The 12,887-nt window shown below is 41.7% G+C and carries 14 protein-coding genes and 1 pseudogene; 4 read left to right on the top strand and 11 right to left on the bottom strand.

The genetic code is table 11. The features are described 5' to 3' along the window. Positions 1-164 precede the first annotated feature (164 nt). The 6 genes from CAL6303_RS02055 to CAL6303_RS02030 all read right to left on the bottom strand — a co-directional run bounded on the left by CAL6303_RS02055 (position 165) and on the right by CAL6303_RS02030 (position 7,163). A complete protein-coding gene (locus tag CAL6303_RS02055; protein ID WP_015196154.1) occupies positions 165-644 on the bottom strand; it encodes a phage tail protein in 480 nt (159 codons plus the stop codon). Between the two features lie 163 nt (positions 645-807). After that, positions 808-1,245, bottom strand: a complete 438-nt coding sequence (locus CAL6303_RS02050) for a phage tail protein (protein ID WP_015196153.1) — start codon at positions 1,243-1,245, stop codon at positions 808-810. Positions 1,246-1,330: 85 nt separating this feature from the next. Continuing rightward, entirely contained in the window at positions 1,331-2,950 is a 1,620-nt protein-coding gene (locus CAL6303_RS02045; RefSeq protein ID WP_015196152.1) for a phage tail sheath family protein, read from the bottom strand. A 21-nt stretch (positions 2,951-2,971) separates the two neighbouring features. Further along, complete coding sequence (locus tag CAL6303_RS02040; protein ID WP_015196151.1) at positions 2,972-4,195, bottom strand: hypothetical protein; 1,224 nt, start codon at positions 4,193-4,195, stop codon at positions 2,972-2,974. Between the two features lie 14 nt (positions 4,196-4,209). Continuing rightward, entirely contained in the window at positions 4,210-4,773 is a 564-nt protein-coding gene (locus CAL6303_RS02035; RefSeq protein ID WP_238993762.1) for a DUF4255 domain-containing protein, read from the bottom strand. 872 nt (positions 4,774-5,645) lie between these two features. Then, positions 5,646-7,163: an ATP-binding protein gene (locus tag CAL6303_RS02030; protein WP_238993761.1), complete on the bottom strand. Its 1,518-nt coding sequence runs from the start codon at positions 7,161-7,163 to the stop codon at positions 5,646-5,648. A gap of 682 nt (positions 7,164-7,845) precedes the next feature. On the opposite strand from CAL6303_RS02030, the gene CAL6303_RS02020 reads away from it, so the two are divergent. From CAL6303_RS02020 to CAL6303_RS29730, 4 genes and pseudogenes are all read left to right on the top strand, one after another. Next, positions 7,846-8,367: a hypothetical protein gene (locus CAL6303_RS02020; protein WP_015196148.1), complete on the top strand. Its 522-nt coding sequence runs from the start codon at positions 7,846-7,848 to the stop codon at positions 8,365-8,367. An 83-nt stretch (positions 8,368-8,450) separates the two neighbouring features. After that, on the top strand, positions 8,451-9,386 hold the full coding sequence (locus tag CAL6303_RS02015) for a hydrogenase small subunit (protein ID WP_015196147.1): 936 nt from the start codon (positions 8,451-8,453) through the stop codon (positions 9,384-9,386). 93 nt (positions 9,387-9,479) lie between these two features. Then, positions 9,480-9,992 (top strand): annotated as a pseudogene (locus CAL6303_RS02010) (nickel-dependent hydrogenase large subunit); the annotation flags it as partial. A gap of 255 nt (positions 9,993-10,247) precedes the next feature. Next, entirely contained in the window at positions 10,248-10,445 is a 198-nt protein-coding gene (locus CAL6303_RS29730) for a hypothetical protein (protein WP_144050991.1), read from the top strand. Here CAL6303_RS29730 and CAL6303_RS02000 read toward each other — a convergent pair whose 3' ends face one another. From CAL6303_RS02000 to CAL6303_RS01980, 5 genes are all read right to left on the bottom strand, one after another. Beyond that, a complete protein-coding gene (locus CAL6303_RS02000; protein WP_015196144.1) occupies positions 10,446-10,718 on the bottom strand; it encodes a DUF4404 family protein in 273 nt (90 codons plus the stop codon). A gap of 197 nt (positions 10,719-10,915) precedes the next feature. After that, positions 10,916-11,770, bottom strand: coding sequence for a DUF6671 family protein (locus CAL6303_RS01995; RefSeq protein WP_015196143.1), 855 nt, complete (start codon positions 11,768-11,770; stop codon positions 10,916-10,918). Between the two features lie 60 nt (positions 11,771-11,830). Further along, a complete protein-coding gene (locus tag CAL6303_RS01990) occupies positions 11,831-12,127 on the bottom strand; it encodes a hypothetical protein (RefSeq protein WP_015196142.1) in 297 nt (98 codons plus the stop codon). Beyond that, positions 12,127-12,465 carry a DUF6036 family nucleotidyltransferase gene (locus tag CAL6303_RS31610; RefSeq protein WP_321572307.1) on the bottom strand — a complete coding sequence of 113 codons (339 nt, stop codon included), beginning with the start codon at positions 12,463-12,465 and terminating at the stop codon, positions 12,127-12,129. The genes CAL6303_RS01990 and CAL6303_RS31610 overlap by 1 nt, the downstream gene beginning before the upstream one ends. Before the next feature lie 129 nt (positions 12,466-12,594). Further along, on the bottom strand, positions 12,595-12,843 hold the full coding sequence (locus tag CAL6303_RS01980) for a hypothetical protein (RefSeq protein ID WP_238993760.1): 249 nt from the start codon (positions 12,841-12,843) through the stop codon (positions 12,595-12,597). Positions 12,844-12,887 lie beyond the last annotated feature (44 nt).

Below are 12,887 nucleotides of genomic sequence, written 5' to 3'. Positions count from 1 at the left end.
AGCTTTTTGGGTTCGGATGACCCCAAAAACGTGCCGCCGCGTTGTAGCATGTGACGTTGGAGGCTTTGCGTTAGGTTGCTACTTACAGAAGCCACTACGTGTCTACTCCGTTTCGGAGTACCCAACACCAATATCTACACAGCCAATAATTGTATTTTATCTAATTATTTCAGTGGCTCAAAATAGCTGTAATTCAACTCCAAAGATTCAATAGCAATAGAATTTTGTTCAGCATTAAATTCCGAAACTGACCACTTTTTGGGCCAAGCGTTAATTACTTTCCAAGTAACAAGCGGTTCGCTACTTGCAGCAGAATTGTTGACAGAAGAACCCTGAACATGTAAAAGCCTCACCAACAAATTCATCGGGCGAATATCAAAGTTAAGAATGGCATCCATACACCAGTCCACCATCTTGGAATCTTTAACTAAGCCCCTCTTAAGTACCAGTGGGCTGTATTTAGTCCGCACTGGCAAGGTATGCTCAAAGCGGTTTTCTCCTCCCTCCTTTAACGTTTCTGTCTGCATATCTACATTCAAACCCGTCACACTTTGAAAGCGAGTTTCTACGCTTTGATTGTTTAGACTTTCACCTTGAAAAATAACGTCAAAAAAGAAACTGACCGGGGGATAAGTATATTCCATAACTAACTTGATACTTTCATGGCTTACGCAACTGGCACAGAATGTAGGGTGCGTGACACTTCGAGCAATTTTGTACGTAACAATAGGACTTTTGGTGTCACGCACCAACAAAGCATTGTGACAATCGTGATGCGAAGGTAAGTCCTAACTTTAAAAGGAAGGATTAGCCATTTTGAATTGTCAGTCCTTCGTGGACAATCTCAATAGTTTCGATGGCAACTTCATTACCATCACTTTTGAGGTCAGTGGAAGTTGCCTTAGTGGGCCAAGCCCGGTTCACTTTCCAAACCACCACAGGTTCATGCTTCTCATTCAAAAGACTAATGGTTAAATCCCGACGTTCAATTGTGTTTAAAGCTACAGTGTTCCACCAAGTGTAAAATTCGTTGTCCCCTTTGATGGTTCCCCGTTTCATCGTGATGGCACCAAACTTTTGCATCCCCGGCATCTGTAGCTTACTATACTGGGGCATATTTCCTTCCCGGTATTCAATTGGCTGAGTTTCCACATTTAGTCCAGAAACTTCGGTGAATCCGAGGCGTTTACCCCCCCACTCTACTTGGAAATGAAACTTCGGCAATGGATAGTTGATGTCAGCCATGATTAGTTAATTAGTTAGTTAGTAGATAAATAATTGCCTTGCTTACTTCACGCGATCGCGTATTGCGTATTGCCAATTGCCTTAATTAGCTTTCCTGCATCTTATGGGAGAATTTCAGGATAATAAATTCAGCCGGACGCACCACAGCCATACCAATTTCAACAATCATGCGACCTTCGAGGATATCAAGTGCAGTCATAGTTGTATTTAGCCCCACATTGACATAGAAAGCTTGCTCTGGCTTGGCTCCAGCTAATGCACCAGCCCGCCATTGCAGAGTCAGGAAGTTTTCGATCATCGCCTTGACTTTCACCCAGGTATTGGCATCATTAGGTTCAAAGACAAACCCCTCAGTGGCTTTCTTAATAGATTCTTCAGCCATGTTGAAGAATCTTCGTACTGGCACATACCGCCATTCGTTGGAATTACCATCTAGGGTGCGCGATCCCCAAATTAAGGTACCTTTGCCAGTAAAGGCACGAATCGCATTGATCGACTTACCAGAGGTATCGACATTGAGGTTTTCCTGCTCGGCGCTGGTGATTTTGATCGTTGGCTTGATCACCGAACTCAATGCTACGTTTGCAGGAGCTTTAAATACGCCTCTGGTACTATCAACAAAGGCATACTGACCTGCTACTAATGGACTTGGTGGCAGAATCAGGGGAATCGCGTCGATTGCCGCTTTGACTAGATTTAATAAAATTGCATCTCCTACCGACTTATCATCCTGTTTGGGAGCCAAGTCAGACATGTTTTTATCATGAAAATCACCATTTTTCGTGGTTCCATCAGGGGAGGTTTGCAAATGAAGCAATTTTACGCTACCTGGCTCATATTCATAATTAAAAATAGTCTCGACATTTGGTGTATAAACAGCAGAGTATTTTAGGGCATCGAGGGTTAAACTCATATCTCGAAATGCTCCTGCGGCAGCAAAAATACTCTGCCCTTCTGTTGGCACTTGCATATCGAAAATTGCAAATCGGTCTTGCAATGAATAACATTGTTTGATGGCATCATCAAAAACCCCGGCTCTATCAGCAAAACTCAAAGCCTGGGATTCAGGGATAACAAATAGTGTCACCTCATCTTCTTTGGCAACCCGTTCAATACCAATCTGAAGGTCTGAAGCTGTGATGACCTCAGTAGCACTCTTAATGTTGCCAACGGAGACGATATAACAAGGTCCCCCGCCATTAGCAAAATATGCCTGTACGGCGTAGTACATATTGTGAGGAGAAGGTTTCTCGTTTTTGCCAGATATTTGACGATCTGTGACGTTGCCATCTTTATCAAGTCTCTCTTCAATCTTGATGACGATATTACTCTCTGGTTCGGTTTCGCCAAAGTATTGTTTGTACTCCAATAATGAAGTAATTCTCACTGCTCCAAAAACTTTTGCATTATCTGCTGCGGCTTTTGCAGCATCTGCCTTTTCCTTTGCGGCTTTTGCGGCTGCTTTTTTTGTTGCATCGTCTGGTGCTTTTGCGGCATCTGCCTGGGCTTCATCGGCTGCTTTTTGAGTTGTAGCGGCTGCTTTTGCTGCATCGGCTGCCTGTTGATGGTAATCAACACCTTGAACTATTGCTTTTTGGGTATAGCCAATAAAGGCAGGAATAGCGGTGGAGACTTCAGCAATCGAAGGTGGAAATTTAGAGATTTCCTCGATATAAACGCCTGGAGTTTTGTAAGTGGTTGCCATACTGTTGGGATAGTTAATAGGTTATAAGTGGATATCAGAGAAAATAGCGATCGCTTCTTTCTCTGTTTCCTGATCGATTTGTCTTTCTGGTTTGATCAGCATTACTCCTGGTGCTGGCAGTCTTTGATCTCTACCATCAGTGAATAAGCGCTTGGGTTGTCTCAGTAGACCCTGGGGTCGTTTGCTAAAGTAAGTTTTGTCATCTTTTAATTCAAAATCAGGTAATTTGTCTTTAGTGAAGCCATGGGGCTTTTCATAGCGATAACGCCAGTGGGTAGCTCGGTTTTTAAACCGAATCACGTAGGTTTTTGGTTGAATGAAGGTTTTTCCAGCCTCAAATTTCAACAGTGAGAAAGCTGGTGATACTAGGTTCTGATTGAGAACAATTTCCACCAAAGCAAATGCATTATGGGCGATCGCTTGTTCACAGAGAATAAACTTGTCAACTTGGATATTATTTAGACGTAGTTGGTAGCAACCAGGGATTTGGTTTGGGAAATTGATGCTAACAGCGATCGCATCTCCAGGAATATGCTTATTTGGCGCTACTACCTCCAAGGCAAAGGTTTCTTGCTCATTTGCATCTATCAAGGTGAAGCGGAAGCGATCGCCGGGATTAGCTTCAGGGATGTTATACATTTTGGAAGCTTCCTGTTGAGGCAACCTATCTAGTTCTGATACATACTGACTGCTAGGCAAAATATCCCAATCATTGGCATCAGGAATTGTAGTGACATTCGTGCGATCGCGCAATACTTCTAAAGTATGATTCTCGTGAGTCACCAATTGTCCCAAGTGATAGGTGGTGTTACTCGTATAAACCGGCAGGGGTTGAGTCAAGAATAAAGCATGACCTTGATTACCCGATCGGTTTGAGAAATAATAAATCTGATGGCGAGGTGCTGTGAGGGGTAAATTGGTGAAATTAGCAAAATAGCGATCGCGTACTACCAGCCAAAAGGTCAGTCGCTCAGGACGCTTTACTGGTATCTGAGTGGGAAAATTAGTCTTGGAATCATCAGGTGTCACTTCTTCTACAGAAGCAAAAATACTGGCTCCATGAGGTTGCAGACGAAAAATCCAACGCAGATTTTTTAGCACTTGTTGGCAATTTGTAGTCGGTACCAGCGCTAGCGTTTCCGAAATGTCATAATCGGCTAAGGCGAAGGTGTGGGGATCTTGTTGACCTAAGTAATAGTCATGCCAAAGTTCCAAATTCAGGATTTGTTTGTACAAAATCTTCATGCTGAATCCTGAGTTTACTCGTTTACATTCATTTCACTAATTACAGGTACTTCCGCTTGCCGTTTTTGAGCTTCTAAGGCTACCAAATTAGCACGATACAGCGCGAAGGGAACTTGTTTACCTCCCAGGGTTCCCCAGAGATGGTTCAGTTGGTCAAATGTTAGAGAGTACAGATCCAATATGACCCGTACATCCCTTGAAATACCGCCATTTCCAGGGGTCACAAACGATGAAATTTCTTTCTGTGACTGAAAAAACTCAATTACTCGTGACAGAAGTTGGATAGCAGTTTCGTGTTGATTGTGCAGGACTGAAAAGAGAATAAACAGGTTCAGGTGAACCGGGGGATTTTGGTAGACTGCACGACCATTTTCCAAGCGATAGTTAGAACCATTCTTGAGGATAGTTTCCTCCTGAAGATTAACTAGACTCATCACCACATGTCCATTCAGTTGATTATTAGAACCACCCAGTTCTTGGGCGGTGGCGATATTATCGATCAGGACAAGCTGAGCAGGTTCCAGTTGAGGCTCAACCTCTAGGAGATATCGCTGCAAAGCAACCTGTATCAACCTCATAGCATCAATTATCATGGGAAGTCGATGAACTAAGGGACTTGCCGAATTAGCCGCCAGTGAATGTCCAGCAGTTGACGAGGAGACTGTTCATCTGCTTCACTTTCCTAAGTTGAAAAGATATTGTGTTGCCACAAACAATACCTTCGCCATTTTAGGAGAAATAAAGCTTTCAGCTTCCACGGTAAATTAAGGGTTTCTGTTTTTTGGCAAAACAAAAAGCTGTATAAACATGGTGCGGATTTTCCCGTAGAGGGTTTTATTTATGTTCTTTAGCCCATAAGGGTTTTAAGCTTTTGCCGTCGGCTGAAAATAGAACCCTTATTTTTTCAGGAATCCTATGATTTTGCACGGTTTTTGTGATGCTCCGTTTTGGCGAAGGTATTGCACAAATTATTAGACTTCTTGCAAAATCCGACATTATTAATGGATGAATAGCTAACCAGGTCTCCCAGTGTCAGCGAAGGTAATTCACTTATGCAAGAAGTCTATCTTGATACTTTTGTGATCGTTTCTAATTTGAAGCTGATTTCGATGACTTAGAGCTCCCGATTTACCTCCTAATACTAGCTCACCTTCACAAAGCAACTTTGATTACTGAATAATTTAAATTTGAAGACACAGATAACGAATGCAATATCCTGTTTATTAGAGAACAGAAACTATCACACCATCAATATCTTTAAAATTGACACAAAACTCTGGAAAACTGGAGAACAGTTAAAGGCTGTTGTGCATAGTTTACATCAAAACGATAAACTTTTTTTGTTTTCGTATGGCTGAATGTAATAAATATTTTCATTATATGTATTTTCACTTGATATATTTTGTAGCTAAATAAAAATCTCTCTGATCTTATGCCTTTTAATTGATTTCTATATAATTTTTCCAGACTTACTGAATTCCCTCTTAATAGCGTTTAGTATATCTTCTGGATGAATAACTGCATCGCTATATTGTAATGCTTGCAAACAGCAGTATTGCACCACATTCATAATGTCAGAACCAGTCAGATCATAAGTAGTAGAAAGCTGAGTTAAGTCTACATTTTCAGCCAGCTTCACCTGGGATGGGAAAGCCATTTGCCACAGTTGTAACCGTTCTTTGGGGCTGGGGATCGGAAATTGAATCAGTGATTGAAATCTGCGGAGAAAAGCATCATCAATATTACTCTTAAAGTTGGAGGAGAGAATTACCAAACCATCGTAGTTTTCTACCCGTTGCAATAGGTAGCTAACCTCTTGATTAGCGTACTTATCATGGGCATCACGGACATTGGTGCGCTTGCCAAACAAAGCATCAGCCTCATCGAAAAACAGAATCCAATCCTTACTTTCTGCCCGTGCGAAGAGACTAGCGAGATTTTTTTCTGTCTCACCGATAAATTTTGATACCACCATCGACAGGTCTATTTTGTAAACATCTTTACCAGTGTATTTGCCCAAAAGGCTAGCTGTGAGTGTTTTTCCTGTGCCAGGGGGACCATAGAAGAGAGCGCGATATCCTAGTTTCAGCTTTTTTCTCATCCCCCAATCATAGAGAATGGTTGCACCATGAGTAATCCAGCCTTCTAAGTCACGGATTTGTTGTAAAGTCTGGGCATTGAGAACTATATCCTCCCACTCCATCTCAGTGCTGATAAGCTGTGCCGGAAAACCCATGCTGAAATGGGGATGGGAAAAATGCCCTTGGGTAAACAGGTCGATATAATCCTGAGTCATGACCAGTTTACCGCTCATCAGGGGTTCACCTTCCGCTGGTGGCTCTAGATAAAGTACGCGATCGCGTGCAAAGATATGTTCCTGACTGAAAACTTCCTGAAGACTTAGGCGTTCACGAAGTGACTCCGTTGCGTTAGCTTCTCGCAGGGTAGGAGTATCGCTCAAATGACCACCACCAGTAATAAATACCACCGTTTCACCAGTTGGTAAAAACCCCCGATAAGACTTGCCACGCCAACCGCCAATTTGGGGATAGTCGCCAGGTTGGGGCAGTTGAGACACGATCAGGCGCTCAAAAAAATCAGGTTGTAGGTGAGGGGCTAGGGCAATTAGTAAAGTTAGCTGGGCAGCACGATCTAATTGATACTTGTGAATAAAGCAGTTTAGAGAGCTATCTGCAATTAACCATTCATCCGGTGGACTGGGCATTGTCACCCTTGACTGTCCATGATCGCTGAAGTAAGAGTCCATGCGCCACTGGATGACCTCAGCTAGGTAGTTGAGCGCTGTTTGTAGGGTGTGGATATCTGGCAAACCCATGATGAATTTATATGCAGTTAAGTTATATATGCTGTTTCGGGGGTTAAGCGATCGCATCCAATAGCAGAAGTCAAATATTCTACAGGAAATTGCGTTGACAGATTTAGTTTTTAACGGTACGCGAAAGTCCACACCCTCAATGTACTCTATGGTGGGGATGAATAGCAGGCGTTGAGGATTGCATCTGGAATTGATTTTTTACAAAGTAAAAACAAGTTCCAGATGTATGACGAATCCCCAAGATTTTCTGGTAGGATATTGAAGTCTTGACCATCAATGCCATAAGCGAAAAGTTGCGGCTTGGGGGTTTCCCCCAATAGCAAACTTTTCAAGACAGCGAAAACCAAGCTAATAGGTATATGTTGCACCCAAAAGATTTGGGTCTTGGGAACCAGGACTCCTGCCCTTGGAGGGAATGTTAGACCAATAGAACTACGAAGTCCTGGAGGCTGTTCCCGATGAATTGGGAAGCTCCGTCCGTCTGACGGCGGGGTAGTTCACCTAATGTATCAATTTTACTGCTGATTGCAGATTCCATAATAGATTAGATTTGTGATGCGATGGCAGCTGCGGCTCCCGGAGGGAATATCGCAAACAGATTTCATCTGCTAAAATCCCTCAAAAGTCTCTCCTAAATCAAATATATTCATCTTCACGCATGATTTACTTGTTATCGAACTTTTAATTTGGTATCAAATATCACCTCTTGCTTGGGGAGGCATGAACTAAAGGACAACGTTTAACAGATCCTTCTTCCCTATTCTCCTTTGTTGAGTGTAATAAAATCAAACCTAAGAGATTGACTAAAAAATTTATGCAAGAAACTTTAGTTCAGACAACTCCAAAATCCCCCAATAGTTTTCCAGTTCTTTACCAAAAGGACAACTCCCAACCGATTGACTATAATCCGATTCAAAGGGCTATACAACTATGGGCTACTCTCTCAGATAAAGATACCGCAGTTGTCTATCAACAAGCATCTAGTAAAACTTGGGAGATTTTCAAACAAGCGATCGCAGTTGTCTTGTTTTTATTTGCGTTACTTGTTGCCTTAATTATCTGGGTATTGGGTATTGCTTTTCAAAGCGGACAGTATTTTCGCAATTGGCTTGAGATTAAACAACCCAATCTTGATGAAATTGTATCCACATTATTCAAATACCTTCTGTTGCCCCTGGAACGTGCATACCAATTGTCAGCCTCTTTCATTAAAGAATACTTGGGATGGGAAATCAAATTTGACCCTCTCACGGGAAAATCACCTGCAACGAAACTGGAAGAGACTAATGCTGCTGCTACCGTTTTATCAGAAAGTTCATCTATAAAGGATGTATAAATTCCAGCCATTAGGAGCTTAAGTATAAAGTTGATACCCTTGAATAAAAACACTTCTCGCCTATATCGTGTCTATAATAAGTTTTGTTCTATAGTGACTATAGTACTTCATTTCTTAATGCCGAAGAACCGACAGCTTGCGACTTGATAGCCGATTTTGGCATCAATATTCTTTGGCACCCATCCCTTGGATTAGAACTAGGTGAAAATCTCCAAAAACTCCTCTGGAACTGCGTTTTGGGCAACCAAAAGCTAGATATATTGGTTTTTGAAGGTTCAGTAGTCAACGCACCTAATGGAACAGGAGAGTGGAATCGCTTTGCTGACCGTCCGATGAAAGATTGGCTACTGGATTTATCCAAAGTCGCCAACTTTATTGTCGCAGTCGGTGACTGTGCCACATGGGGAGGTATCCCCGCAATGTCACCGAACCCCAGCGAATCGCAAGGATTACAATTCCTCAAACGCGAAGCTGGAGGATTTTTAGGTAAAGAATTTCGCAGCAAATCAGGACTACCAATCATCAATATTCCTGGATGTCCATCGCACCCCGACTGGATAACGCAGATATTAGTAGCAATTGCCACTGGACGTATTGGTGATATTGCCTTTGATGAACTCAACCGTCCGCAAACCTTCTTCAACACCTATACCCAAACTGGCTGTACTCGCAATGTTCACTTTGCCTACAAAGCTTCAACAGGTGATTTTGGACAACGTAAAGGTTGTCTCTTTTACGACTTGGGTTGTCGTGGTCCCATGACTCATTCTTCCTGTAATCGTATCTTGTGGAATCGCGTTTCCTCCAAAACCCGTGCGGGAATGCCTTGTATTGGCTGTACAGAACCAGAATTCCCCTTCTATGACCTCAAACCGGGAACTGTATTTAAAACACAAACTTTAATGGGTGTACCAAAAGATTTACCCCCAGGTGTAAATAAAACGGGTTATGCAATTTTGACAATGGTGTCTAAAGATGTAATGCCAGCTTGGGCAGATGAAGACTTCTTTACAGTTTAAGAGGATATTTATTGGATAAATCTGCCATTTTCCCGGTTTCTTTGAGAGGTCGGGAATCTCATCGTCCACAATGATTAGTTTTAGGAGAGGAGAATGGGAATTCAAACGCTAGATATATCACCCGTTGGTAGAGTTGAGGGTGACTTAGATGTCCGTGTTGATATTGAAAATGGACAAGTTATTAATGCTTGGACACATGCAGAATTGTTTCGGGGTTTTGAAGTCATTTTAAGGGGAAAAGATCCTCAAGCTGGATTAATTGTCACACCGAGAATTTGCGGTATTTGTGGAGCATCCCATTTAACAAGTGCTGCTTGGGCATTAGATACTATTTTCAAAACAGAAGTTCCGCGTAATGCAATTTTAGCGAGGAATTTGGGTCAAATAGTGGAAACGATCCAAAGTATTCCTCGCTATTTTTACGGTCTCTTTGCCATTGATTTGACACATAAAAAATATCGCCACAGTCCATATTATTTAGAAGCTTGTAAGCGCTTCACTGCGTTTACTGGTACATCCTATGAAGCTGGAATTACAATTTCGGCGAAACCTGTAGAAATCTATGCCTTATTTGGTGGACAATGGCCCCACAGCAGTTATATGGTGACAGATGCCAGGATTCTTTGCAAATTATGGGTTCGGGGAAATATGTGTCCTGATTCCCTAATTCTTCCTTGGATTGGTTCTTCCATTCTTTAATAAGTAATTTGTTTTATTAAATCAAATGTAATTTTATTGGAAAAATCATTACCTAATTGTTCCCTAATTTTGCTCCATAGTAAATTTATACCAATTTGAAAAAACAATGCGAGAGATAGATATTTGTAGAGACGTAGCAGTGCTACGTCTCTACTGTTAGATGTGTTGCAATCATTATTTGAATTGGTATTAGAAATAGTTGAACCGATAATTGAGAGAAATACCACGAACAATCTTTCATTGCCAAGCAATCTCAGAGTTAGTTCTATTAGGCGATCGCGTGTTGGTTCCAACAACGTAAAATTAGTCATTATCACCGCAAGTAAGCGATCGCGCAAAATTTCAAAGCTAATTAAATAGTTAAATCCCCATTTGTACTAACATATCTATTGTCTGTCCCATCAACATTGCTGCTGTCGGATGCGTTGCCTCAAATTGGACTACGCTTTCCCTGAGACCTTCACCTAGTCGCTTATATTTGTGTGCTTCCTCCTCTTCTTCCTGTTCCAATAACTCTTGAATATCTACCATCAACTTTTCAAGAGACTGTCGCTTATTTTCATCAACCAACTCTATGTCCTGAAGTTGGCTGTGTAATTCCTGAAGCTTATTATCAAGGTTTTGCCTGTTCATTTTACTAATCCTTTATTGTATGTGAATGCTACAAAACAATAGTTACGGGGATTTGATAAGAATATTATGCATGTTGCGAATATCTAACTATTATACAAAAAATCCCGTGTAATTACTCCATTTGGGTTGATTATGATTTCTTTGAGCAATCGCATGAATTAACTAAAATAGGGTTTTGGTGGTGAGTGCGATCGCAATTAAGGATTACAGTGAGAACATTGGGCTGGATCAGCAACTTCAACACCATCAGGAAATAATTTTTCTTGACGAAAACTACAGTGATGGCACTGATACACAGCGATATGAGTCAGCATTGTTGGAGAATCACATAGCCCACATGGCAAACCAGGTATGCGTTTCACTAGCTCAAAACCGGGATAGTTACACTTGGGGCAAGTGCTTTGAATTGCCGCGACAAGGTTTTTGGTAGCTTGTGCGATCGCGTTCATGCGGGTAGGGTTATAAAGTGCGCGCATGTCTGTTTCTAAATGAACGGTGGGAGATCGCCGCAACGCTTCCTTGACAACAGTTAACAGTTGTGATTCACTGACGATACCCTTGACAATTTCATCAGGATTCTTAGTGGATGAATCAGGCATAACCACCAAACCATGTTCTGGAAAGCCAATAGTTTGGGCAAAAACCTGTGCTTCTTCTAAACTTCTAACAGTTTTATGACTATAATTGGTTTCTGTGGAAATTACTTGACCGAAAATTTCTATTTGATGAACCCGATCGACTAAGATAATCAATTCATGGTTGCAAGGAATCATGGGAAAACTAGGATGTGGAGCGAAACTTCCCTCACTAGCAACTGCTAAAGTTTCTCCCGTCAGTTCCAGTGCGCTTTCTGCCTTCAAGCGAGCAGTTATTTTCTGATTATCTGGTCGAGAGCGATCGCGTGTAAAGGTTCCAAATTGATCGGTATTAAAGTTTTCAGGAACCTGAAGCTTGATACCCAAATTCCGTTCTAAGATGGGTGCAATGACTTTTTCTTTTTGATGCATTGTCGCTAGCACCGCAACCCTATCGGCAAAGAATGTATGCGTCATACTCCGATGTTCACTGTTACATTTTGCAAAGTATTACCAATCTTCTTGATAATACTACAGCTATTGAGACAGAGACGACAACTTATTTAGTTCAAGTGCATTGCAAAAGCTATTGAGGCTATTTAGTAAAGCATTATAGTAAGAATAAGCATCATCGCGTTCGTTTTGAAGATGGGCATACAAAGCTAGTTCTGGCTCGGATATTAGAGGTTTTTGCGGAATATCCAAGCCTGCTGCGGTTAAGCGCACGGATGCGATCGCTATCAGCAACGAACCGATGGTATTATTTCTGCCCTGGCGAATATCTTCCAATCCAGGTAAAATTAATTCCGCTCCTGGCAATTCATTTAGTTCCATTATGGATTTTCCTCCGATGTGCTATCACAACGCTGAATAAATTCTTCAATTCTATTTTTCAGCACATCAGGATTCAAAGCAGGAAATCGGATCAATTCAGGTTCGATTGCCTCAAAGCATTCACGTAGTTTTTCTAAATCAAATAATTTCTGTTTATACATGGCTTGAACATCATCAATATCGCGGTTATATCCCCTAGATAGCTTAGACAGGGCTTGGGCTGTGAAGTCATAATGATAAAATGAGATTTCACCTTGCCGTCCAATGAAAACGCTTCTATCACGCCATCCTGGAAGCGGGGGTAAGAAGTCCTGTGGGGAAGCCAGTTCGATGTTGATGTCTAAGAGGGTGTTTATAAATTCGGCAAAAATCTCGATTTGTCATACTGAACGTAGCGATAGCGTAGTGAAGTATCTCTCGACTACGCCGCAAAACCTAGATTCTTCGTTCCTCAGAATGACATAATTTTATTTATAAACACGCTCTAATTGTTGTTTGAGTTTAGCAATTGCTTGGAAAATACCTGGAGGTTCGGGATCTAGACGAATATCGATATCCACTGTCGAATTACGCCACCCGATAAGTAGGGCGCTAGCGCCACCTGTAAAGTAGATACAGCCTGAGCCACGGGCTTCCCTACCTAAAGCTTTCATGAGTTGTTCAATCTTCTGAGGATCAACGTTTGAGCGCATTTTTACATCGGCGCAAGTGAGCATCTGTAGTTTAGCAGATTGCGGTTTTTGACATCCTCCCCGGCATA

Origin of the sequence: Calothrix sp. PCC 6303 (assembly GCF_000317435.1) — a bacterium.
GTDB lineage: Bacteria > Cyanobacteriota > Cyanobacteriia > Cyanobacteriales > Nostocaceae > PCC-6303.
The sequence above is the reverse complement of the archived record's forward strand: the minus strand, read 5'-3'. Positions and strand labels throughout refer to the sequence as shown.

Coding starts and splice junctions, on each gene's coding strand:
- CAL6303_RS02055 (WP_015196154.1), bottom strand. CDS start 644: ATGGAATATACTTATCCCCCGGTCAGTTTCTTTTTTGACGTTATTTTT.
- CAL6303_RS02050 (WP_015196153.1), bottom strand. CDS start 1,245: ATGGCTGACATCAACTATCCATTGCCGAAGTTTCATTTCCAAGTAGAG.
- CAL6303_RS02045 (WP_015196152.1), bottom strand. CDS start 2,950: ATGGCAACCACTTACAAAACTCCAGGCGTTTATATCGAGGAAATCTCT.
- CAL6303_RS02040 (WP_015196151.1), bottom strand. CDS start 4,195: ATGAAGATTTTGTACAAACAAATCCTGAATTTGGAACTTTGGCATGAC.
- CAL6303_RS02035 (WP_238993762.1), bottom strand. CDS start 4,773: ATGAGGTTGATACAGGTTGCTTTGCAGCGATATCTCCTAGAGGTTGAG.
- CAL6303_RS02020 (WP_015196148.1), top strand. CDS start 7,846: ATGCAAGAAACTTTAGTTCAGACAACTCCAAAATCCCCCAATAGTTTT.
- CAL6303_RS02000 (WP_015196144.1), bottom strand. CDS start 10,718: ATGAACAGGCAAAACCTTGATAATAAGCTTCAGGAATTACACAGCCAA.
- CAL6303_RS01995 (WP_015196143.1), bottom strand. CDS start 11,770: ATGACGCATACATTCTTTGCCGATAGGGTTGCGGTGCTAGCGACAATG.
- CAL6303_RS01990 (WP_015196142.1), bottom strand. CDS start 12,127: ATGGAACTAAATGAATTGCCAGGAGCGGAATTAATTTTACCTGGATTG.
- CAL6303_RS01980 (WP_238993760.1), bottom strand. CDS start 12,843: ATGCTCACTTGCGCCGATGTAAAAATGCGCTCAAACGTTGATCCTCAG.